Origin of the sequence: Ochrovirga pacifica, from assembly GCF_000220525.1 — a bacterium.
GTDB classification, from domain to species: domain Bacteria; phylum Bacteroidota; class Bacteroidia; order Flavobacteriales; family Flavobacteriaceae; genus Ochrovirga; species Ochrovirga pacifica.
The window spans coordinates 21497-45459 of record NZ_AFPK01000018.1 but is presented as its reverse complement, the minus strand read 5'-3'; the positions used below and the strand labels follow the sequence as shown (position 1 = coordinate 45459).

17 protein-coding genes are annotated in these 23963 nt (G+C 34.4%); 12 read left to right on the top strand and 5 right to left on the bottom strand.

What is annotated here, in order from left to right; translation table 11 throughout:
• From FS85_RS16685 to FS85_RS0102940, 4 genes are all read left to right on the top strand, one after another.
• The coding region (locus tag FS85_RS16685) for an alpha-2-macroglobulin family protein (RefSeq protein ID WP_010134527.1) at positions 1-945 on the top strand (945 nt) is incomplete at its 5' end.
• Positions 921-3308 carry a penicillin-binding protein 1C gene (gene pbpC, locus FS85_RS0102950; RefSeq protein ID WP_010134526.1) on the top strand — a complete coding sequence of 796 codons (2388 nt, stop codon included), beginning with the start codon at positions 921-923 and terminating at the stop codon, positions 3306-3308. The genes FS85_RS16685 and pbpC, both read left to right, overlap by 25 nt.
• 1 nt (position 3309) lies before the next feature.
• On the top strand, positions 3310-4131 hold the full coding sequence (gene murQ, locus FS85_RS0102945; protein WP_029489225.1) for an N-acetylmuramic acid 6-phosphate etherase: 822 nt from the start codon (positions 3310-3312) through the stop codon (positions 4129-4131).
• Positions 4118-4339 (top strand): DUF6095 family protein, encoded by a 222-nt coding sequence (locus FS85_RS0102940; protein WP_010134524.1) that lies wholly within the window; start codon positions 4118-4120, stop codon positions 4337-4339. The genes murQ and FS85_RS0102940 overlap by 14 nt, the downstream gene beginning before the upstream one ends.
• Before the next feature lie 87 nt (positions 4340-4426).
• Here the strand turns inward: FS85_RS0102940 and FS85_RS0102935 are convergent, their stop codons facing one another.
• Positions 4427-5377, bottom strand: coding sequence for an aldo/keto reductase (locus tag FS85_RS0102935; protein ID WP_010134522.1), 951 nt, complete (start codon positions 5375-5377; stop codon positions 4427-4429).
• Between the two features lie 158 nt (positions 5378-5535).
• Here FS85_RS0102935 and FS85_RS0102930 point away from each other — a divergent pair, with 158 nt between their 5' ends.
• Positions 5536-6699 carry a right-handed parallel beta-helix repeat-containing protein gene (locus FS85_RS0102930; protein WP_010134521.1) on the top strand — a complete coding sequence of 388 codons (1164 nt, stop codon included), beginning with the start codon at positions 5536-5538 and terminating at the stop codon, positions 6697-6699.
• A 23-nt stretch (positions 6700-6722) separates the two neighbouring features.
• On the opposite strand, the gene FS85_RS0102925 is transcribed toward FS85_RS0102930, so the two are convergent.
• Positions 6723-9083: a heavy metal translocating P-type ATPase gene (locus FS85_RS0102925; RefSeq protein WP_010134519.1), complete on the bottom strand. Its 2361-nt coding sequence runs from the start codon at positions 9081-9083 to the stop codon at positions 6723-6725.
• Between the two features lie 157 nt (positions 9084-9240).
• Here FS85_RS0102925 and FS85_RS0102920 point away from each other — a divergent pair, with 157 nt between their 5' ends.
• Complete coding sequence (locus FS85_RS0102920; RefSeq protein WP_010134517.1) at positions 9241-9906, top strand: Crp/Fnr family transcriptional regulator; 666 nt, start codon at positions 9241-9243, stop codon at positions 9904-9906.
• Between the two features lie 30 nt (positions 9907-9936).
• Here the strand turns inward: FS85_RS0102920 and FS85_RS0102915 are convergent, their stop codons facing one another.
• The 3 genes from FS85_RS0102915 to FS85_RS15015 all read right to left on the bottom strand — a co-directional run bounded on the left by FS85_RS0102915 (position 9937) and on the right by FS85_RS15015 (position 13060).
• A complete protein-coding gene (locus FS85_RS0102915; protein ID WP_010134516.1) occupies positions 9937-10629 on the bottom strand; it encodes a hypothetical protein in 693 nt (230 codons plus the stop codon).
• A 121-nt stretch (positions 10630-10750) separates the two neighbouring features.
• On the bottom strand, positions 10751-11794 hold the full coding sequence (locus tag FS85_RS0102910; protein WP_010134515.1) for a response regulator: 1044 nt from the start codon (positions 11792-11794) through the stop codon (positions 10751-10753).
• Positions 11795-11851: 57 nt separating this feature from the next.
• A complete protein-coding gene (locus FS85_RS15015; RefSeq protein ID WP_010134514.1) occupies positions 11852-13060 on the bottom strand; it encodes a PAS domain-containing sensor histidine kinase in 1209 nt (402 codons plus the stop codon).
• A gap of 266 nt (positions 13061-13326) precedes the next feature.
• Here FS85_RS15015 and argS point away from each other — a divergent pair, with 266 nt between their 5' ends.
• The 6 genes from argS to FS85_RS0102875 all read left to right on the top strand — a co-directional run bounded on the left by argS (position 13327) and on the right by FS85_RS0102875 (position 23938).
• The gene (gene argS, locus FS85_RS0102900; protein WP_010134513.1) at positions 13327-15099 is read left to right on the top strand and encodes an arginine--tRNA ligase; all 1773 of its coding nucleotides are present in this window, start codon (positions 13327-13329) and stop codon (positions 15097-15099) included.
• 17 nt (positions 15100-15116) lie between these two features.
• A complete protein-coding gene (locus tag FS85_RS0102895) occupies positions 15117-15731 on the top strand; it encodes a hypothetical protein (protein WP_010134512.1) in 615 nt (204 codons plus the stop codon).
• A gap of 130 nt (positions 15732-15861) precedes the next feature.
• Positions 15862-17010: a FecR family protein gene (locus tag FS85_RS16045; protein WP_010134511.1), complete on the top strand. Its 1149-nt coding sequence runs from the start codon at positions 15862-15864 to the stop codon at positions 17008-17010.
• Positions 17011-17134: 124 nt separating this feature from the next.
• Complete coding sequence (locus FS85_RS15005) at positions 17135-20680, top strand: SusC/RagA family TonB-linked outer membrane protein (RefSeq protein WP_010134510.1); 3546 nt, start codon at positions 17135-17137, stop codon at positions 20678-20680.
• Positions 20681-20693: 13 nt separating this feature from the next.
• Entirely contained in the window at positions 20694-22433 is a 1740-nt protein-coding gene (locus FS85_RS0102880; RefSeq protein WP_160162381.1) for a SusD/RagB family nutrient-binding outer membrane lipoprotein, read from the top strand.
• A 77-nt stretch (positions 22434-22510) separates the two neighbouring features.
• A complete protein-coding gene (locus tag FS85_RS0102875; protein WP_010134506.1) occupies positions 22511-23938 on the top strand; it encodes a purple acid phosphatase family protein in 1428 nt (475 codons plus the stop codon).
• The last annotated feature ends 25 nt before the right edge of the window (positions 23939-23963 follow it).

The following is a 23963-nucleotide window of genomic DNA, read 5'->3' as shown; positions in this document are numbered from 1 at the left end:
AACCGTTTAAGAGAAACAAAAGACCTGTCTAATATTGCCAAATTGCGATTGGCTTTGGCTTATGCCCTCATCGGTCAAAAACAGGCTGCTAATGCTTTGTTGCATCAAGCAAATACGATTGATTATACACAAGTATACCAAATAAATCATGGAACTACTTTGATCAATAAATCCATTGCATTGCAAACTTATCAAGCTCTGGGAGCTTCTTCAAAAGCAATTCCACTATTGCAAGATATTAGCAAAGAGTTGAACAAAAAACAATACATCAATACACAAACCACTGCCAAATGCTTGTTGGCATTATCGCAATACTACCAGCAAATAAAAGGAAGTGGATTAAATGCAGAGGTAGAAATAAATGACAATACATTTCAAATTGAAAGCAAAGCCTCTTTTTATCAGAAAAAATTAGCTATTCAGAAAGGAAAAAATCCTTTGCGTATTGAAAACCAGTCAAAACAAACGTTGTATGTAAAATTGGTACAAGAAGGCATTCCTGATTTGAACGAAGAAGAGACTTTTTCTAAAAACTTAACCACTTTAGTTCGATATACTGACGGAACAGGGAAAACAGTTGCTATAGATCAATTGCCACAAGGAACTAGTTTTATTGCCCAAGTTGAAGTAAAAAACACTTACAATAGAGAAGTGAAAGACATTGCACTTACCTATCAAATTCCATCAGGTTGGGAAATTGTAAACACACGTTATGCTATTGAAGAAAATCAACAAAATAATCAAGCAGATTACACAGACATTCAAGACAATGCCATTCATTACTATTTTGATTTGAAAGCAAACAAATCCATCAAATTCAAAGTAAAACTCAACACTACTTATTTGGGAAATTATTATTTGCCAGGAGTACATGCTGAAGCCATGTATGATGAAGATTTTGCTAGCCATACAGCAGGAAAATGGGTACAGGTGGTGCAACCTTAAAAGGCATTTGCGTATTGAAAAAACTAGGTATACTTTCTTATTTTAAAAAACACAAAATCATAAGCTTAGTCTTACTGATTTTGTGTTTTTGGTATGCCTGCTGTTTACCCACCCAACTGTTTGATGTGAGCTATTCTACCGTGCTTTTTTCAAAAAACCAACGTTTGCTTGGAGCCACAATCGCCGATGACGAACAGTGGCGGTTTCCTGCAGCCGATAGCATTCCGCACAAATTCAAAACGTGTTTGTTGCAATTTGAAGATGCTTATTTTTACCAACATCCAGGGTTCAACCCCATAGCTATTGCCAAAGCAGTACAAACCAATATTCAACAACAAAAAACAGTACGAGGAGCAAGCACCATTACCCAACAAGTCATTCGTTTGAGTAGAAAAAAACAACGTACCTATTGGGAAAAATTTATAGAACTTATCCTTGCTACTCGATTAGAACTAAGATTCAGTAAAGATGAAATACTACAAACCTATGCACAGCATGCACCTTTTGGTGGAAATGTTGTAGGATTAGAAATGGCTGCATGGCGATATTTTGGTGTCAGTCCACACCAACTCTCTTGGGCAGAAAGTGCAACTTTGGCTGTACTGCCCAACGCTCCGAGTTTAATTTTTCCTGGTAAAAACAAAAATCGTTTGAAAAAAAAACGCGATTTTTTACTACAAAAACTCTATCAACAACAAAAAATTGATTCTCTAACTTATCAATTGTCTTTACATGAATCACTGCCTCAAAAACCAGTTCCACTCCCTTTAGAAAATCAGCATTTAGTATCCTTGTTACATCAACAATACAAAGGAAAACGCTTGGTAACTTCTATCGATGCTGTGCTTCAACACAAAGTTTTAGAAATCGTTAAAAACTATCATCAACAATACCAACAGAACAACATACACAATTTGGGCGTGTTGGTTTTAGACCTATCTCAAAAAAAGGTTTTGGCTTATGTAGGAAACAGTCCAACATCCAATGAAAATCAAAAATACGTAGACGTAATACAAGCACATCGTAGTACGGGGAGCACCTTAAAACCTATTTTATACATGGCCATGATGCACGAAGGAGAACTGTTGCCCAAAATGTTAGTTGCTGATGTTCCAACACAAATTCGGGAGTATCGTCCTGAAAATTATAACCGTAATTTTGCAGGAGCTGTTCCTGCAAACAAGGCCATAGCACAATCCTTAAACGTACCCGCTGTTCGTATGCTTCAGGCATTTGGGTTGCAAAAATTTCATCATGACCTTAATAGATTACAACTTAATGGTATAGACAAATCTGTTGATTGTTATGGTTTGCCTTTAATTTTAGGGGGTGCAGAAAGCTCTCTTTGGGACTTAACAAGTACGTATGCCAATTTAGCCAGTACCGTGAACCATTTTTCGGCAAATCAAAGTACTTATTTTACTCGTGAATTTCAATCTCCTAGTTTTTTTAAAAACACCTCTTTAAATTTGGGTACAACTACTTTTGATCCCCCTGTTTTTGATGCAGGAAGCATTTACAAAGGTTTTGAAGCCATGACCGAGGTTGTAAGACCTGATGAAGATCTAGAGTGGAAACACTACGCATCGGCACAAAAAATTGCTTGGAAAACAGGTACAAGTTTTGGAAATAAAGATGCATGGAGCTTGGGTGTAAACAAGCAATATGCAGTAGGTGTATGGGTAGGGAATGCAGACGGAGAAGGTATTGCTGACATGACAGGAGTACATCATGCAGCACCTGTAATGTTCGATGTTTTTGAGCAACTACCCAACAAAAACTGGTTGACAGCACCGGTAGACGATTTACAAGAAATAAAAGTTTGTGAAATTAGCGGACACAGACCCAATCCTTACTGCCCAACCACCCAACAACTGGTTCCCTTAGTTACCAATCATACTTTACCTTGCCCCTATCATCAACAAATATTTTTAGATGACCAAGCACAGTACCGAGTTTTTAAAAATTGTGTAGAAAACAACAATTTACAGACCAAAACTTTTTTTGTTTTGCCAGCCAATCAGGCATGGTATTATCAAAAAAGTCATCCCAACTACAAAAGTTTGCCTCCTGTACAAGCCAACTGTTTGAATAATACGGTTGGTGTAATGGATTTTTTATCTCCCACTAAAAGTACAAGTTTTATCTTAGCCAAAGATTTTGATGGTAAAAAACAACCTTTGGTGATTCAAGTAGCTCATCAAAGACCTAACGAAAAACTATTTTGGTATGTAGATGATAAGTTTGTAAAAACAACGCAACATTTTCATGAACTTGCTTTTGTGCCTACCTTAGGAAAACATACTATTACAGTAGTAGATGAAAATGGAAATCAACAAACCCGACAGCTGAATATTGAATAACATGGATTTTATAAAAACAACAGAACAAGACTCTCTTTACAACAATTTGGAACAACAGTCAGCAATGGAGTTGTTACAAAATATCAATCAAGAAGACCAAAAAGTTGCCTTGGCAGTACAAAAAGCATTGCCCCAGATAGAAGCTTTAGTTAACATTATTGCTAGCAAACTAAAACAAGGCGGTCGTCTGTTTTATATGGGTGCAGGTACCAGCGGCCGTTTGGGAATTTTAGATGCTTCAGAGTGTCCTCCTACCTTTGGAGTTCATCACGATTTGGTGATTGGCCTGATTGCTGGTGGAGATACGGCCATAAGAAAAGCAGTTGAAAATGCTGAAGACAACACTCTACAAGGCTGGAAAGATTTACAAGCCTATCACATTCAAAACAACGATGTGGTTATTGGAATTGCAGCCTCGGGTACAACTCCCTACGTTATTGCAGCTTTGGAAAAATGCAAACAACACCAAATTGCTACAGGTTGTATCACCATGAATGCACAAAGTCCATTACATCAAACTGCAGACTATCCAGTGGTGGTTACGGTGGGTCCTGAATTTATAACAGGCAGTTCTAGAATGAAAGCAGGTACAGCTCAAAAAATGGTATTGAATATGATCAGTACAAGTACAATGATTTTACTAGGAAAAGTAAAAGGAAATAAAATGGTAGACATGCAACTGTCTAATGAAAAATTAATAGATAGGGGAACCAAGATGTTGGTAAAAGAAGCTCAATTGCCCTACAACCAAGCAAAAAAATTACTTTTACAGCACGGAAGTGTAAGAAACGTATTGACCTTTTTGAATTATGAGACAAAGTAAACATTTAAGCAAAGGAATCAACTTAATGGTAGGAACTCTTTTTTTATTGATATTAAGTCCCATAGTCATTAACATAGGCTATAAGGCTTTACAAAAAGGAGACATTGTCTTTGTTTTGATAATTGGAATTGTACTGGCTATTACTGCTATTATCCTATTTGTTATGGGTATTAAAACCTTGTTAAAGCACCTATTTGAAGAAAAATAAAAAGCCCTAGACAAGTTTGTGACTAGGACTTTTGCTCTTGTTACTCCAAATATCAATCGATTGTATTTTGATGTAAAAAAATTCTGACTATGCCCAAATGCTTTCTAAAGTATATGGACTTCCTTCATACACCCAATGTTCACCAGTTAAGAAACGATAATTTTTGTCTAAACCTTCAATTGTTTTCATTTCTTCGTCTGACAATACTACCTTCTGAGCTTTAAAGTTTTCTGCAATTCTGCTAGGGTTTACAGATTTAGGAATTACAGCAGTTTCTCTGTGCAAAGCCCAACTAATAAGTACTTGACCTATACTAGCGTTTTTTGCAGCTGCAATTTCTTTTATTACTGAATCTTTTAATAAAATAGGCTCGTCTACTTTTTTAAATTTATCAGCCCTATCCCCAGAACCCAAAGGTGCATATGCCGTAATGTGTATATTGTTTTTATGGCAAAAAGAAATCAATTCTGATTGTTGAAAATACGGATGGCATTCCACTTGATTCATTTCGGGTTTGATGGTGCAGTTGTCTAGCAACTGTTGTAGCGCTTTAGGACCAAAATTAGACACACCAATATGTTTGGTTAATCCCATAGCTACGGCTTCTTCCAAGGCTTGCCAAGTGGTTTCATTAGGCAATTCTTCTAGAGGAATAAAATGTGAAGCATCACTAACAAAAGGAATTTCTTTTTTTTGAGCGATAGGCCAATGGATAAGATACAAATCCAAGTATTCTAACTGCAAATCACTTAACGACTGTTTTAGAGCGATGAACACATCTTCTTTAGCATGCATATTACACCAAAGTTTAGAAGTTATCCACAACTCATCTCTAGTAACGATTCCTTCCTCAATCACTTCCTTAATTGCTTTTCCAACTTCTGTTTCGTTCCCATAGGCAGCCGCACAATCAATATGGCGATACCCTTCTTTTATGGCAATTTTAACAGCATTGTACACTTCTCCTTCACCCGATTTCCAAGTTCCCAAACCAAAGGCGGGCATTTGATCGTTATTTTTAAATTTTAGGGTTCTCATGTATTTAAGATTTTTTTAAAATGTTCCTTAAAATTACTATTTATTTGTCCCCTGATAAAAAAATCGCGTAGAAAACACATTCGTATTTCTTAAAAAAACAAGATTGTCCCAAAGACAAATCAAAAAATGAGTTATTGCAAGTGTTAAAACACCTACTTATGAAACTATTTTTAAAGACTTTTATTAGCACCACTATTTGCTTTTTTATTGCACTTCCTTTATTAGCCAAAGAAATTTTAGTTTCTAAACAAAAAGGATCAACTGATCGCCAAAAATTTGTTAGTGCTTATGAAAAAGCTCAGAAAGGAGATGTAGTTATTGTTGATATGGATATTGTATTGCATAACGACGAAAATCCTATTCACATTAAAAAGAACAAGATCAGTATTGTAGGGAAAATACAAGGAGATTCGTTGTTTAAAATTACTAGAACTCATCAAAAAAACTTTTTATTTAAGGTAAGTAGTCAGCACATAAACATTAAAAACTTACAGTTTGAACAAGGGATGCAACAATTGTATTTTCAAAACGAGCCACACACTTCAAAAAAAATTACTATTGAAAATTGCTATTTTAAAAACGGAAAATACACAGGTATCAATTTTAAAGGAAAGTACAAAAATGTACTTATCAAAAATTGTACGTTTAACAATACTAAATTCAGCTTACAAACCATGGATTGTCCCGTTCTAGAAAATTTTGTGATTGATACTTGTCAGTTCATCAAAGGAGACCATCAAATCAGTTTAGATAATCCTCACGCAAACATTGTTAAGCATAAAAACATCCATATTAAAAACTGTTCTTTTGGATTTGCTAGTCGTTTTAATATTGCTTTGGCCAACACACAAAATGTATGCATTGAAAATTCAAACTTTAAAGGAGGAACAGGTTCGTATGCCCAAGCTTTGCACTTTGAAGACAGAACCAAAAATGTATTGGTTAAAAATAACAAAATTGAATGTATGGCCGATGTAGCTATCTTATTGTATGCTACCGATAAGATTGGACATGGAACGGGAAGAAAATTGACAGAGGAAGAAAAATACGCTTCGGGTTCTGGGAATGTTACGCTCATCAATAACCAAATTACTTCGGGTATGGCAGATGCAGCCATCTCTATTGGATATGGACAAGGGTATTTAAAAATAACGGGGGATAATGTTATTCAATCAAAAAAAGAAGCCATTAAAAGTTTTAAATCTGCTAAGAACATACAGTTAATGATTGATGATCATACATTCATAAACGGCAAAAGATATGATGAAATTAAAACCCTATTAGACTCCAAAGAAAAAGAACGTTACCTAAAAATAAAATAACGTTCTTTTGGGTAAAGTGTGCCTTATGATTTGAATAGTTTTTTTGCCCAAATATTTGTAGCCAATGTAACAAAAGTAACAATGGTAATTGAGCTCAACGGCATTAGAATAGCTGCAATTAATGGAGTTAATTTTCCTGTGATGGCAAAGTACAAGCCTATGATATTGTAAAGTATAGACAATACAAAACTAATGCGAACAACATGAATGCTTTGCTCACAAAACTTCATAAACTTAGGCAATAAAACCAGTTGGCTAGCATCAATAATGGCATCGCTAGCAGGTGAAAACACATTCACATTTTCTGCTACTGCTATTCCTACCTGAGCTTGCATTAAAGCCCCAGCATCGTTTAGTCCATCTCCTACCATCATTACATTTTCATTTTGCTGCTGAGCTTTTTTTATACAAGCCAATTTGTTGTGAGGTGATTGATTGAAATAATACTGAGTATCGGTGGCCAACTGTTTTTCTAAATAAGATTGATCGGCATTGCTATCTCCTGACAAAATGTGAATCTTATATTTTTTTTGTAGGCTTTTTAAGGTTTTAAAAATACTTTTCCTGTAAGTACTTCCAAATTTAAAATACCCTGTTTTAGAACGGCCTATACAAACATACACTCTACTTTCTTTTTGTGTTGCTTCGTCAGTTCCCAAAACAAATCTTGCAGATCCAATTTTTATTTTTACCCCTTCCTTTTCTGCTTGCAACCCCCTTCCCTCAAGCTCTTGAAAAGAATCTAACTTTAGAAGTTCCCCGTTAATAGTATCGGATAAAACCCTACTTAAAGGATGGTTGCTGTTTTGAGTTAATGATTTAATCAAAGACAGTTCGTAATCCGTTAACACAGTCCCCACATAACTTAACTCTTGTTGATTGCGAGCAGTTAAAGTTCCTGTTTTATCAAAAAAAATGGTTTTTATTTTTGCCAAATGTTCAACTACATGGCTGTCTTTGATATAAAATCCTTTTTTTCCTAAAATACGCAGCACATTTCCCAAAGCAAACGGAGCAGACAAAGCAAGAGCACAAGGACACGCTACAATTAAAATAGAAGAAACAACGTTGATGATTTGATTGGAATCTACCCACCACCAACACAAAGCCGATAGCAAGGTAACAGTTAACAAACCAATGGTAAAATAGTTACTAATTACATCGGTAATTTGGGTAAGTTTGGATGCATCAGCATACGTGTTTTGACTCCACAATTTAGTTAAATAACTTTGATCTACTGTTTTGGTAACTCTTATAGTAATAGCCTCTCCTTGATGTCTACCTCCTGCATAAATTTTATCTCCAGACTTTTTTTCTATCAATCTAGATTCTCCTGTAACAAAACTATAATCCAACAAAGGAGTTCCTTTAATAACAATTCCGTCTGTAGGTACAATTTCTTTATTTCTGATAAATAGCAAATCATCTTTTTGGATTTCATTTACGGGAACCACCACTTTAGTATCCTTTACCAAAACGGTTACCGCAATAGGAAAATAAGATTTAAAATCTCTTTCGAAGGATAAAAAATGATATGTTTTTTTTTGAAAATATTTTCCTAGCAATAAAAAGAAAATCAATCCTGCTAAACTATCAAAATACCCTTGTCCTGTAGCCGATAAATACTCGTAAGTGCTTCGACCAAAAAGCACCAAAATTCCTATACTAATTGGAACATCTATATTTAATATTCCCTTTTTTAGTCCTTTATAGGCTGAAATCAAGTATTCATTACCTGCGTAAACCACCACGGGAATTGAAAATACTAGCATTAACAAGGTAAACAAAGGTTGGTATTTTTGTAACCAGACATCTGTTCCTCCAAAATAATCAGGAAAAGACAAAAACATAGTGTTCCCAAAAGCAAAACCTGCAACAGCCAGTTTGTACAAGGCCATATTGTCTTTTTTTTCTGATTTAGTTTCGTTTTCTAAACTAATGTAAGGCTCATAGCCAATAGTAGCTAACAAGTTTACCACCTCTAATAAAGTTACTTCTGTTTGGTAGGTTATTTGTACCGTTTTCTTTGAAAAATGTACTCTAGAGTTTATTATAGAAGGGTGTATTTTTTGTAAATTTTCTAAAACCCAAACACACGAGCTACAATGAATTTTAGGGATGTACAAAGTTACTACTTCAAGATGTTCTTCTTGAAAATCTACTATTTTTTGAACTACTTTAGGATTTGACAGAAAATAGTAGTCTTCGGTTGTGCTCAAAGGTGTACTTCCTGGATTTTTTTCTAAAGTATAATAATCCGTTAAATCATTATCACTTAAAATTTGATATACCGTTTTGCAGCCGTTACAACAAAACAGTTTACCATCATAGTCTATTTTATCTATAGTTTTGGCGGAATCTCCGCAGTGGTAACATGTTGCCAATCGTTGTTGTTTTTATAGGTAGTAAAATTCTACATAAAACAAAAAGCTAGCAATGATTATTATCATAAACTAGGCAAACGAGTGTTTTTAGTTTTGTATATTTGAAATAATCGTTTATAAAATCCCCTATATTGTGCAAAATAGATGTGAACAATGCTTGATAAAACAATTCAATAACCTAAAAGCTTTAACAAAAGAAGAGTTAACTAAAATTTCTGACTCTAAAGATGTACATCTTTTTAAAAAAGGAGAAGTTATTTTTTCTGAAGGAAAATTTGCCAACGGTGTGTACTGTATTAAAGATGGAGTCTGTAAATTGTCTCAGTTAAACGAAAACGGTAAAGAACAAATCGTAAAGTTTTCAAAAAAAGGAGATTTAATTGGTTATCATTCTGCCATCACAAAAGAACCCAGTACCATTACTACTACAGCTTTAAATGATGTAGCTGCTTGTTTTATTCCACAAGAGTTGATTCAGAAACCTTTAGATGAAAATCCAAAATTTTCTAACGCAATGTTTAAAACCGTTTGTAGCGATTTAAAAGAAGCCAACAACACCATTACCAACATATCTACCAACAACGTACACCAACGCATGGCAGACTTGATTCTTTTCTTAAAAGAAACCTACGGGGTGGCTAACGACAATACTATTAACATACAACTAAGTCGTAGAGAAATAGCCAGTGCTGTGGGTACAGCCACAGAATCTGCTATACGTATTTTATCTTCATTTAAAAAAGATAACTTAATAGATTTAGAAGGTAAATCTATCAAAATATTAGACGAATCAGCATTGTCAGCCAAGGCTCGTGGAATTTAGGTAAAGAAATAATTAAAAATAATTATTTCTTTACCTTAACTCTGCATGGATCATAGCATCCTCCTCAATAATAGAAACTTTACCACCATTAAGATAGGTTGCTATGGCTGCTAGATTAAACAAAGACATATTATGATAGCTAATATAATTGTCTATCAATACAGTTTTGTTAATCTCGTCGTACACTCCGTAAACACTGTTTTTTAGGGATAGGCATAGTGTTTCTATCTTTTTTTCAAAAGCTAGAGGGATAATTTTGTCTAAACTATCAATAGTAAGTGCACTTGTAGCAACTCTTTTTCTAGTTCTTACTTTTTTAGGTGTGTTTAACAATTCAAAAAGAGGCAATACATAGTAATTGTTTGTGATGTGTGCATAAGGTTCTAGTTTTTTGTCGACTAGATAGCAGTTCACGTGGATTTCATCGGAAAAAACAACTAAGGTTTTTCCAATCCATTCATGTTGCTCCTTAAAAAAAGAAGCTTGGGTTAGGGGCGTAAGCAAACTGATGATGTTTAAGATAGTACTAGAGCACAATCCTTGTGATTGCATTTCTAGTTGCAACAATTCAATAATCGATTGAAAATGTTTTGCTGCTTCTTCTTCACTTTGGTTGAAAGGATAATTTGGGCAAATTGGGTAGTAAATAGATGCACAATTAATACTTTCTGCTTGAATCAATTTGTCAAACTCTGCGGGGGTAATGTTTTTCTTTAATATCATCTTTGCTCATTTTTATATCTCAAATATCAAACTTTTATAAGTTGATCTAATTGATTTAAACATGATACAAAATTGATTTCAGTCAAGACATTATGTCAGTATCTATATTTGTTGATTTAAATCACCAAATCATATCCATTTTTTGTAATTTTTGGCGATCTATTAAGATAATCTTCTTTCCTTCTGTTTTAATGATGTCACTATTTTTAAACTCCGTTAGTGTTCTTGTTAAACTCTCTTTAGTAGTTCCCGTTAATTTTGCCAAATCTGTTCTTAACAATGTAATTTCATCTTTGTCTTGTAACAGTTCTTGTAATTTTTTAGAGACACGTTTTCTTACGGAACTATAGGCCATTAGCATTAAGTCTTCTTCTTTAGAACTTAAAGACATCGAAATCATTTTCATAAATTGCTGAGCAACCTCCCTGTTTTCGTATATTAATGTTAAAAAATCTTCTTTGGTAATTTTTATTAATTGGGTGTCTTCTAAGACTTCTGCAATCTCATCATAAGGCCTGTCTTCTAAAATAGGTTGAAATCCAAAAAATTGGCCTTCGTTAAACACAGAAGTAATATATTCTTTTCCTTCGTTGTTATATTTATAAGTTTTTACCCTACCTCTTTGTATAAAGTATACAAAATTAGCCCACTCTCCTTCTTTATAAACGTATTCTTTAGAAGAATATCTGTACAAATCCGATTTTTCTTTAATATCGTTTAGTGTTACCATTTTTTTGGCTTCTTGTAAAAAAGATTCCAAACCTTCTCCGCTAGGACTAAAGTGTTTTTTTAGCAGTTCATTCTTTTTTAACCTTCCTTCTATAGCATTAATAAGTTCAGTACTTTCAAAGGGTTTAAACAAGTAATCATCTGCACCAAGTTCCATTCCTTTTCTAAAATCATCTTTTTCTGATTTTGCTGTTAAGAAGATAAAGGGAATTGTGGCTGTTTCTGGATTTTGAGAAAGTACATACAACACTCCGTAACCATCTAGTTCGGGCATCATTACATCACAAATAATTAAATCGGGCTTAAAAGATTTTGCTTTGGCTACACCTACCATTCCGTTTTCGGCAACTTCAACATCATAACCAACAAGAGAAATTAACTCATACACATTTTCTCGGACGATCATATCGTCTTCAATAAGAAGTATTTTCTTCATATAATTTTTATCATTAAAACAACGTAAGAAATACGCAAGATTTGTAGGATGACTAATTTAAGTAAGTTCTTTTAAATTGTCGTTATTTTTTCCTAATAACATTGCTTTTCTTCTAGGAAAAGTAATATCAAAAATAGTTCCTTTATTTTCGTAGCTCTCAAAACTAATTTTTCCATCCATTAAATGAACGTATTTTTTCACAATGTTTAGGCCTAAACCTATTCCTGTAAAGTCTGTTGCGTTTTTAGCTCTAAAAAACCTTCGGAACAAATTTTCTTGATCTTCCTTAGGAATACCATACCCTTCGTCTCTAATAGAAATAAAGATTTCTTCGTCATTAACAAACGAGATTACGTGTATATTTTTGTTTTGTGGAGAATATTTAATGGCGTTAGACAACAAGTTGTTTAAAATATGTCGCATTACATTCTGATCCAAACACACGTTTTTTAGGTCCGATTTAAAATCAAAAAGTATATGTTGTCCTTCTTTTAAATTAGGAGTAACTTCTTTTATACAATTTAGTATAGTTCTTTCTAAATCAAAATCTTCTTCTCTATATTCTGTTTTTCCTTCTTCCCACTCTCCTATTGATAGAAATTGGTTTAACGTAGCGGTTAGGGAATTGATAGAAGATTTTATTTTTGAAAAGTGAGTTTGTACTTTGTCTTTGTGCTGAAAATTATCCCAAAGCCTTGGGTCGAATTTTAAATAACGCTCAATTAATTCAATTGAAGACAATACTCTAGCCATGGGAGTTCTAAATTCGTGAGAAGCAACCGTAACAAACCTGGTTTTCATTTCTGTTAACTCTTGTTGCATTTTTAACTCGTCTAACACTTCTTGTTTAGACTTTTTTTGTGTTTCTAACTCCTCTTGTATTTTTTTCTGTTTGGTTATGTCGTTTAAGGTCATCAACATATAAGTTCTCTGATCTTCTTCAGAAACAAACCTTTTGTTACATTCTATCTCAACCGTTATTTCACCTTCTTTAGTCTGTACAGGGAACTCAAACTTATTACGCACATTCATTTTTAAAGCTCTCTCACAATTCATTATGTATAAGTCATAACTAAACTGTAATTCTTTAGGCACAAGTTCTTTAAAATTCTTTCCTTTGATATCTGTAGACTCTTTGTCTAAAATGTACAAACAGGCTTTGTTAAAGTCCAAAATTTTTCCGTCGATAGAAAGCAGCATTACTCCACTAAACACTTTGTCTAGTATTTTGATAAAATTTTGAGTAAATGCGTGGTTATGAGGCATGGGTGAATGTGATTTACGTATATGAAGCTAAAATTATAACATTTCTGAGTTTCAACATTAAATTTCACAATACAATCGTGTTATTATTGACGAAAATCAACCTAAACTGCGTTTTTACGTAGTTTTACATGGCTATTATTGACTTTCCTCACCTATTCTTTAAACAACAACCTGCTTTTTCGCAGGTTTATTTTACAAAGTATAAACCTTGTTCTCTTTCTTTTTGTTAATTTGTTTACTTTTGCGGCTTAAATTAACCGAGTCACATGAGCATACAAAATCAGTTAGAAGTAGCCGTAAAAAAAGCTTTTATTGATGTCTATCAGACAGAAATTCCTAAAGTAGAATTCCAAGCAACCCGAAAAGAGTTTGAGGGAGATATTACGATTGTTGTCTTTGCTTTTTTAAAATTTGTAAAAGGAAATCCAGTACAAATAGGAACTGAAATAGGGAACTACCTAAAAGAGCAAATAGACTTGGTTACAGATTTTAATGTGGTTAAAGGTTTTTTAAACCTCTCTATCAACCCTAGCTTTTTTGTGAATAGCTTTTACAAAATGTATACAACCGAAAATTATGGTTTAGTACTTCCTACAAAAGAAGACCAAGCGGTAATGGTAGAATACTCTTCTCCAAACACCAATAAACCTTTACATTTGGGTCATGTGCGTAATAACTTGTTAGGCTACTCAGTAGCAGAAATTATTGCAGGTGCAGGTAAAAAAGTATACAAAACTCAGATTATTAACGATCGTGGAATTCATATTTGTAAAAGTATGTTGGCTTGGCAAAAGTTTGGAAACGGAGCAACACCTGAATCTACAGGACTTAAAGGAGACAAATTGGTAGGAAACTACTACGTTGCTTTTGACAAGGCATACAAAAAAGAAATTAACGATTTAGTTGCCAAAGGAAGTACAGAAGATGAAGCAAAAAAACAAGCTCCTATTTTACTTGAAGCCCAAGAGATGTTGCGTAAATGGGAAGCTGGTGATACTGCTGTTGTAGAATTATGGAAAACAATGAACCAATGGGTTTATGAAGGTTTTAACAGCACCTACAAAGCTCTTGGAGTAGATTTTGATAAAAACTATTACGAAAGTGACACTTACTTATTGGGTAAAGACATTGTAAAAGAAGGTTTAGAGAAAGGTGTTTTTTACCAGAAAGAAGACGGCTCTGTTTGGATAGACCTTTCGGATGAAGGTTTGGATGAAAAATTAGTCTTAAGAGGAGATGGAACATCTGTTTACATAACACAAGATATAGGTACTGCCATTCAACGTTTCCAGGAGTTTAATATCAACGCGTTGACTTACACCGTGGGAAATGAGCAAGATTATCATTTTAAAGTCTTATTTCTAATCCTTAAAAAATTAGGATACAATTGGGCTACCAACATGTATCATCTTTCTTACGGGATGGTAGATTTGCCTTCGGGAAAGATGAAGTCTAGAGAAGGTACTGTGGTAGATGCTGATGATTTGATGCAAGAAATGGTAAACACAGCCAGAGAAATTTCTCAAGAGTTAGGGAAATTAGAAGGCTATTCCAATGCACAAAAAGAAGAATTGTACAAAATTATTGGTATGGGAGCGTTAAAATACTACATCCTAAAAGTAGACCCAAAAAAACGTATTCTTTTTGACCCTAAAGAATCTATTGATTTTAACGGAAACACAGGGCCTTTTATTCAATACACCTATGCTAGAATTCAGTCTATACTAAGAAAAGCTGATTTTGATTTTTCTAGTCCACAAGATGTACATTTAAGTAATAAAGAACTGTCAGTTATCAAACAATTACAACTGTATCCAGAAACCGTTCAGTTGGCTGCCAAAAATCATAGTCCTGCTTTAATTGCAAATTATACTTATGATTTGGTAAAAGAATACAATTCCTTTTACCAAAGCTCACCAATTTTAGCGTGCGAAGCCAAAGATGTAAAGGTTTTTAGAACACAATTGTCTAAACAAGTAGCAGACACAATACAATCTGCTTTTCGCCTTTTAGGAATTCAAGTTCCTGAAAGAATGTAATTTTTAATTCAAACTCGTTGAACAAAACCATAGTCATAGCACTCTTAAAAGCACTTGTAAAAATTTGTATTGCCGGTGTTTTTATTGGCTATTTGCATGCTAACGACAAAATTGTTGCAGTGATTTTGTTCTTAAAAGTGATTCATTCCTTATACAGTTTAGGTTTTTCAAAAGACAATAAATACTGGATTGTTCCTATTGGTATGTTTGCTACTGGAATTTTAGGAATCTTGGCAGAATATTGGGGAACTTTTAATGGTTATTGGGCATATCATGATGTAAGTACACACCTGCCCCTGTGGCTTCCTTTTGCTTGGATGCTGGCTTTTAGTTATATCTATAAACTAGAAAAGGAACTCTTTACAGCCTTAAAAACTCCTAGTCTAAAACAAAAATTTTGGATAACTTTTGTACTCGCTCTTATTTTTCCAGCTTTTGGAGAAATTATCACCATTAACTTAGGTGTTTGGACTTACTATTGGCCTTTTCAATTTTTAGGTGTTCCTCTATATGCTTTGTTGTGTTTGTTACTGCTACACTTATGCATTAATATAGGTATTTATGCTATTGCCAAACGTTACCAAATCCTAGACCCTGTTTTTTTTCCTAAAAAAAACAATACTTACAACTAGAAATACAATACTAAAAATCAACATCTTACCTTTTTATCCTGAACTGAAAAAAGTTCGTAATATTTTTTTAACATAAATTTTCTAGGGTATTTCTGTTTTGCCTTGTCTTAATAGATGTAAAAGAAAATATATGATATCAGAAGAAATAGAAAAGTATATTATAAAATACTTATCTGGGAAAATCACCGCTAAGGAACTTAGTCTATTAGAACGTTGGGCTGAAACTCCTGAGCATCAAGAATTGTTTCAAGAATACATTACTTTACACTATCAACTAATAGAAAACAATGTCTTAAAAAATAAAGCTGATTTTATAGCACAGCAGAAGAAGTCTTTAACTACAAATCCATCCAAAAAATCAAAACTTATTTACCTAAGAATAGTAAAATACGCTGCTTTGCTCCTATTGTTTTTGGGAATTGGATATTTTTTAATAACTGGTACAGAAAACAAATCTTATGATTTTACTGCAGAAAATATTGTTTTAGAAATAGACAATGACAAAGTAGAAATTATTGAAGAAGGAAAAAACAAAACCATAGTAACCAAAGAAGGACATGTGGTTTGTGTACAAAAAAATGACAAAATTATTGTTGCTAAAAACAGAGCAAATACTCCTGCTGTTTGGTGCAAATTACTAGTGCCTTATGGCAAACGCATGGAACTGGTTCTTGCTGATGGCACTCATATATTCTTAAACTCTGGCTCAGTGATTGAATACCCATCGCACTTTAAAAAGACAACACATCGTAGTGTAAAATTAATAGGAGAAGCATATTTTGATGTTGAAACGAACAAACAAAAGCCTTTTATTGTAAATGCTAACCAACTTAATGTACGTGTTTTAGGAACAGAATTTAACGTGTCTGCTTATCCAGAAGAAAACAAAATTGCTACTGTTTTGGTAGAAGGTTCTGTTGGGTTGTACCATCAAAAGGAGTTCAATCTAACAACAGCTACTTTAATTAAGCCCGGTACTAGAGGGGTTTTTGATCAACAACAAAAAACGTATACCACCAAACCTGTAGACACACGTATTTATACTAGTTGGAGAAATGGGCAGCTTATTTTTAGAAACATTCCTTTTCACAATATCATTAAACGTTTGGAACGTAATTACAACATTAAAATAGAAACCAATAACTCATTATTAAATCAGCAATATTTTAACGCAAATTTTGATTCTGATGAAGACATTCACACAATACTTAAAACTTTTCAATTGAGTTTTAGTTTTACGTATGACACCCCTGAGAAACATCACATCATTATTCACTAAAAAGACCGTTGCCTATGAGATAAAGAATAAAGAGAGCAAAAAAAATGGAAGATGCTGGAACATCCTCCACTTAAGAAAAAAATGAGCGAAAAAAACACTCATCTTATTAACGTTTTACAAAATTATGAAAAAATTAACACAAATTAAGAGTTTATTTACATACTCTTTACAAATTAAATTTACCGTCCTATGCTTTTTGGTCAGTTTTGGCTACCTAAAAGCGCAAGAATCTTTTGGTTCTAAAAAAAGAATTACACTTAACCTTAAAGAAGTAACGGTAGAAAAAGTACTGAATGAAATTGAATACCAAACCGCTTATCGATTTCTTTACAATCTTAAAGATATTGATTTAGAGAAAAAAGTAAGCATTCAAGTTAGAAATCAAGCAATAAAACCTACGCTAAACTTGCTTTTTAAAAATACACAAACCATTTATGAAATTTCGGATCCACATATTATTTTGAAGAAAAAAAAAGAAACGGACACGAAAAACAAGTCTCCCAAAAAAGATTTTGAAGTAAGAGGAATTGTAAAAGATAATGAAGGATTGGCTTTGCCTGGAGTTACTATAATGTTAAAAGGAACTACAAAAGGAGTGATGAGTTCTATGAACGGAACGTTTAGTATTATGGTTCCTAATACAACAACAATACTTGTATGTTCCTACTCGGGAATGCACACTAAAGAAGTCCAAGTTATGGGTCAGAATCCTTTAACAATTGTTTTGGAGCCTTCTATAGAAAAAATGGACGAAGTAGTTGTTACCGCACTAGGAATGAAAAGAGAAAAAAGAGCTTTGGGATATGCCGTAGGTGAGCTAGGTAGTGAGAAAGTAAATTTAGTGCCTCAGGAAAACGTGTTGGGAGGATTGTCTGGGAAAATTTCTGGATTAGACATCCGTCGTGGTGGAAATGATTTAAGCAACGACACCTACGTATACATTAGAGGTAGAAATTCTTTAACTGGTAACGACGAACCTTTGGTTGTTATAGATGGCTCCCCTATTGGAGACACACAAGTGTTAGGAGATATTAGTGCTATGGATATAGAAGATATATCGGTATTAAAAGGAGCAAGTGCAGCTGCTTTATATGGATCTAGAGCAGGAAACGGAGTGATTTTAATTACCACCAAATCGGGAACTAAAGCCCAAAAGGGAATTGGTGTAAGTTTTAACACAACCACAACATTTAATACTCCATACAAGTATATAGATTTGCAAAATAGATTTACCAACGGACAAAAAGGTCAGTTTGATGAAGCTACTTGGCAGCATTGGTACGGAGCTGAAGAAGGAACGCTAGCCATGCAATACAACAGTAACGGACAAGCCATTCCTCTAAAATTTTACGACAACAGTTTACAAGATTATTTTAAAACTGGAGTTACCACTATTAATGATGTTAGTGTAGCAGGAGCTTATGACAAAGGAGATTTTCGTTTGTCTATTTCTCACTTAGATGGATCAGGATTTACTCCTGGAACGGAGTTAAAAAAATTAGGGATTAATTTAGCAACGACTTATAAGATTACGGATCGAGTAAAAATTGGAACTAACATCAATATTTCCAATCCAAAATCTGACAATTATCCTGTAGAATCTATTGGTAATGACGATCAATATTTTGATATTTATAACATTGCACCTCATATCAACATCAATGATTTAAAAGGAAATTACTGGGAAGTAAACAATGCAAAACAAAATAAAGTTACCGAAGGTTATAACAACCCTTGGTTTTCTGCCAACGAAAGACGTAATACTTTTAACAAAGTCCGTGCCTTTGGAAACATCAAACTAGATTGGGAAATTACTCCTGAATTCAATGCAATGGCTCGTTATGCAGTTAGCACTACTAGCAATAAAACAGAAATTATCAGACCTTGGTCTTTTGATGGTTTTGGAAACAACAAACCTTTTGGCTCCTATTATGTTAACAATTCAGAGGCTAGAGAATCTAACTTAGACGTACTTTTTTCTTATCAAAAAAAGCTGGCAGATTTCCGTATAGAACCTTCTTTTGGGGCCAACATCATGCATCAAAACAACACAATAATTAATGCTGGTGGAGACAATTTAGTTTTACCAGGATTGTATACTTTGGCCAATGTAGCTAGAGGTGGTTTACAATATACAAGTGGTACCTTTAAAAAAGCAATTTACAGTATATATGGTTTGCTTTCATTAAGTTATAAAAATATTGCTTTTATTGATTTTACTGCAAGAAACGATTGGTCTAGTACCTTACCAAAAGAAAACCGTTCTTACTTTTACCCTTCTGTTTCTTCTAGTATTTTGGTATCCGAAATGTTCAATTTGCCTCAATGGATTTCTCTATTAAAACTAAGATCTAGTTGGGCACAAGTAGGTAAAGATACTTCTCCGTACTTAATCAACCCTACATTGTCTCAAGGTTATTGGGGAGACGATTTTACGTACTCTTTGCCAAGCAGTATGCCCAATACCAAATTAAAGCCCGAAATTGCTACTTCGTACGAGTTCGGAACTGATATTAGCTTTTTTCACGGAAGATTAGGGTTGGATGCTACTTATTACAAAACACAAAATAAAAACCAAATTCTTAATGTAGCTGTATCTCCTTTAACAGGATACACTAGTACAACCATTAACGCAGGTAATGTAGAGAATTCTGGTATTGAATTGGGCTTAAATGCCATCCCTGTAAAATTTAAAGACTTTGAATGGAATTTAAACCTAAACTTTACCAGACAACGTAATAAATTGGTGGCCTTGGCAGAAGGAATAGACCGTGTAGATTTTGGTGGAGGAACTGACATGGGAGCTTTTACACGTGTAGGAGGAACTATTGGAGATCTGTATTCGCCATACATCAAAAAGGTAGAAGAAGGTCCCTACAAAGGATGGAATTTATTAGATGCTAATGGTCGATGGATTGTTGATAGAACCAAAGAAAACCAAATAAAAGTAGGGAATTTTAACAACGATTTTGCTGTTGGGTTGACTACTTCTGTGAGTTATAAAAACCTAACTCTTTCTGCTAGTTTTGATTGGAGACAAGGAGGCGATTTTTTCTCTGAATCTATGAAACGTATGGCTCGTTCTGGTAAAATAGAAAATTGGCATAACGGAATTAGCTCTAGCACTTTTTCAGGAGTGTTAAACGCAAATTCTTTCGGAGGAGATGCTGATGCTTTGGCAGAGGCTATTAAAAACAACCCTGCATACCGAGACAACGATGTTTGGATAGGAGGTAGAAGCCAAGCTTTAGGTGGTTTTGAGTACAACGGAAACTACAATGGAGCCTTTTTTCCTGGTGTTATAGATAACGGAGACGGAACGTACACAGAAAACTTTGGAGGACCAGGAACACGTTACTTTGATTCTTACCGAGTGGTAGAATCTAGCGGTAGTTTTTGGAGAACTGGCTATGCCTTTCTATACGATGCCTCTTTTGTAAAAATGAGAGATATTACCCTAACCTATAAATTCTCTAAAGAGATTGCTAACTATATTTCTGCAAACAATGTGTCCTTGTCTGTGTATGCCAAAAACATAATGCTGTGGACAGCAGCAGGTATTGGTATAGATCCTGAGTTGGCTTATAACGACGGAAATCAAGGATTTGAAAAATGGAATTTAGCCCCTTGGACCATTCCTATGGGATTTAGATTAAATGTTAGCTTTTAAAAAAGAAATCAAAATGAAAATTACAACTATATATAAACATATCTATCTGCTAGCCTTGTTGGTAACATTGTTTGCTAGCTCGTGTAGCGAATCTTTGGATGATATCAATATCAGTCCCAATACCTTGCCCGACACCGAGGTAGACATCAAATTTGTACTTACTGGTGTTTTGACTCAAACAGCTATTAGCAATTCTCAAATTTCTTACGAATGGGGAGAATTGTCTGCAGCTACTCAATATTTACAAAGAGACTTTACCAGCTACGAAGAAAATAATTATCAATGGGCACCCAAAGGGTTCAATGAGTATTATCAGCCGTTAAAAGATGCTCAGTACATTTACGAAAGAGCAAACAACGAAAAATCGGACGAAATTAAAAACTATTATCAAGCGGTAGCATTGATTGTAAAAGCATATCACTTTGGGTTTCTTACTTCTGCCTTTGGAGACCTTCCCTACAGCAATGCATTGCAAGCCGAAAAAGGAGGAGATACTTACTTTAAGCCTGAATATGATGCTCAGAAAGACATCTTTATAGGTATTTTAAACGATTTAGAACAAGCAAATGAACTCCTAAAAAACACTCCTGTAATTACCGAAGCTATAGATGCAGATGTGGTTTATAAAGGTGATGGACAACAATGGAGAAAATTAGCCAACTCTTTACGCTTGCGTTTTTATATGCGATTGTCAGAAAAAAATGAGGCCGATTTAAATGTTTCCAATCAAATTGCTGCTATAGTAAACAACAGCACAGAAAACCCAATATTAACTAATAACAGCGACAACGCTTTGGTGGCTTACATAGGTACCGACAGTAACAATAGTTGGCCTGGTGGAGCTTTACACTACAGCAACCGTTCTGAATTTTACAGAAGAAAACCATCGGCTACTTTGGTAAACCTGCTTACCGACCTTAGCGACCCTCGTTTAACCAAGTGGGTACAACCGGTAGATGTTCAACTACAAGAAGGAACTACAAACGAAATCATACTTTCAAATGGTCGTTTGCAAAGAGTTATTGATTTAGATGTTACAGCTATAAATACTGATGACAATTTAGAAAACGACATCAACACTAATTTATTTGTAGGGTTGCCTATTGCATTAAGTGCTCCTAATGATTTTAATTTAGGAGGTACACTAAGTGAAATTAAAGATGACGTTGCACAACTAGCCCCTGCTATTTATTTAAATGCAGCTGCCAATCCACACACATCTTATTTAGCAGCTATGTACGCAGAAAATAATCATCCTTTGGTAAATGCTACCATAATGAACGCTTCAGAAGTTCAATTTTTATTGGCAGAAGCAAGTATCAGAGGCTATATTAGTCAAAACGCTGTCACCTTTTATCAAAAAGGAATTGAACTGTCTATGGCACAATATCAAATTCAGGACGGAGATACAGAAGCTGTGTACGATGTAACTACAAATCGTTTGGTTAGCTATAACCAAGCCAGTTATTTGAACAATGCTGTAAATAGATATAACAATGCCGTTGACAAACTGGCTCCTGTCCTAGAACAAAAATGGATTGCTTTATGGCTAACCTACGAATCTTGGTTTGATTGGAGAAGAACGGGATATCCTGATTTAAATACACATATAATTTCTGGAACCAAAGGACAACAAACCCCTTTGCGTTTTCCATACAACGACCCATATAATGAAACAAATATGCTAAAAGCTATTCAGAATTTGGATCCTACAACCAACGACCAGTGGTCTAAAATGTGGTTGTTACAATAAACAAAAAATCTATCAAACAGGGGTAAATACCATAAACCCCCTGTTTGTTTAAAAAATAATATAGAATAAAACACCGAATGAAAAAATCAATTTACACCGTACTAGCAACGGCAATACTTGTAGGATGTGGAAATACTAACACATTCGATGAGCACCATGAACATGAACATCGTAAACATCATGGCCATAGTCATTATGATACTCATTCTGAAGTTCCTGCACACAAATTGATTTTCCCTTCACAGGTACCCGATAGAATCATCATCAACCTAACCGAAGATCCTGCTCATAGTTTTGCTATTAACTGGAGAACTAACCAACAGGTAGACACGGCTTATGTTCAGTATGCAGAAGAAACTCACGGTCCTGATTTTTTTAGCGAAGGCCGTATAACAAACATACAAGCAAAAACAACTTTTATAGAAGTAGAAAATACAAGAGATAAAGAACCTAGAGTAAAGGCTGCATATCACTCAGCCATTGTAAACAACTTACAACCAGGAAAAACATATGTATATCGTGTCGGGTTTGGTAAATCTAAAGCAGCTACATGGAGTGAATGGTTTCAAGTACAAACTCCCCCTGTAGATAAAAATACCCCTTTTAGTTTTATCTACTTTGGTGATGCTCAGAATGATGTTAAATCTATGTGGTCTAGAATTGTACGTAAATCGTACAAAATGATGCCTGAGGTAGACTTTATGTTGCATGCAGGAGACCTTATCAATCATAGTGAATCGGATAGAGAGTGGGGAGAATGGTTTTACGCAGGTAGTTTTATTCATGCTACGGTACCTAGCATAATGACACCTGGAAACCATGAGTACGACAAAAGAACCAATCGCAGTAAATTATCTGCCTTGTGGAGACCACAATTTACCTTGCCCGAACACGGTCCTTTGGAAGAGCTTATGGAAACTTGTTACGCAATAGACTATCAAAATTTAAAGTTGATTTCTATAGATGCCCAAAGTTTTCAAAACAACATTTACTCAAGACAAGCACAAACAAAGTGGTTGGATTCAGTGTTGCGTGTCAACAAACAAAAATGGACAGCCATTACCATGCACTACCCTATTTTTTCTACCGCAAAAGGAAGAGATAACGAAGCACTTAGAGAAGCCTTTAAACCTTTGATAGACAAATACGGAGTAGATTTGGTACTACAAGGTCACGATCATACATATGCTAGAGGTTTTGCCAATAACAAAGCTGCAGGAAAAACAGTAGTACAAGATGCAGGAGCTGTGTATACGGTTTCTGTTAGTGGACCTAAAATGTATCAATCACAAGATCAAGATTGGATGGTGAAACGAGGAGAAAACACTCAGTTATTTCAAATTCTAACTGTGGCAAATGATACAATACATTACAATGCTTACACCGCCAAAGGAAGTTTATACGACAGCTTTCAATTGATTAAAAATACGAATGGGAAAAACAAACTCATCAACAATATCACAGAATTATCCGTACGTTTAAAAAACAACGTAACCGATAAATAACTTTTGTTTTAGGGAGCCGTGATTT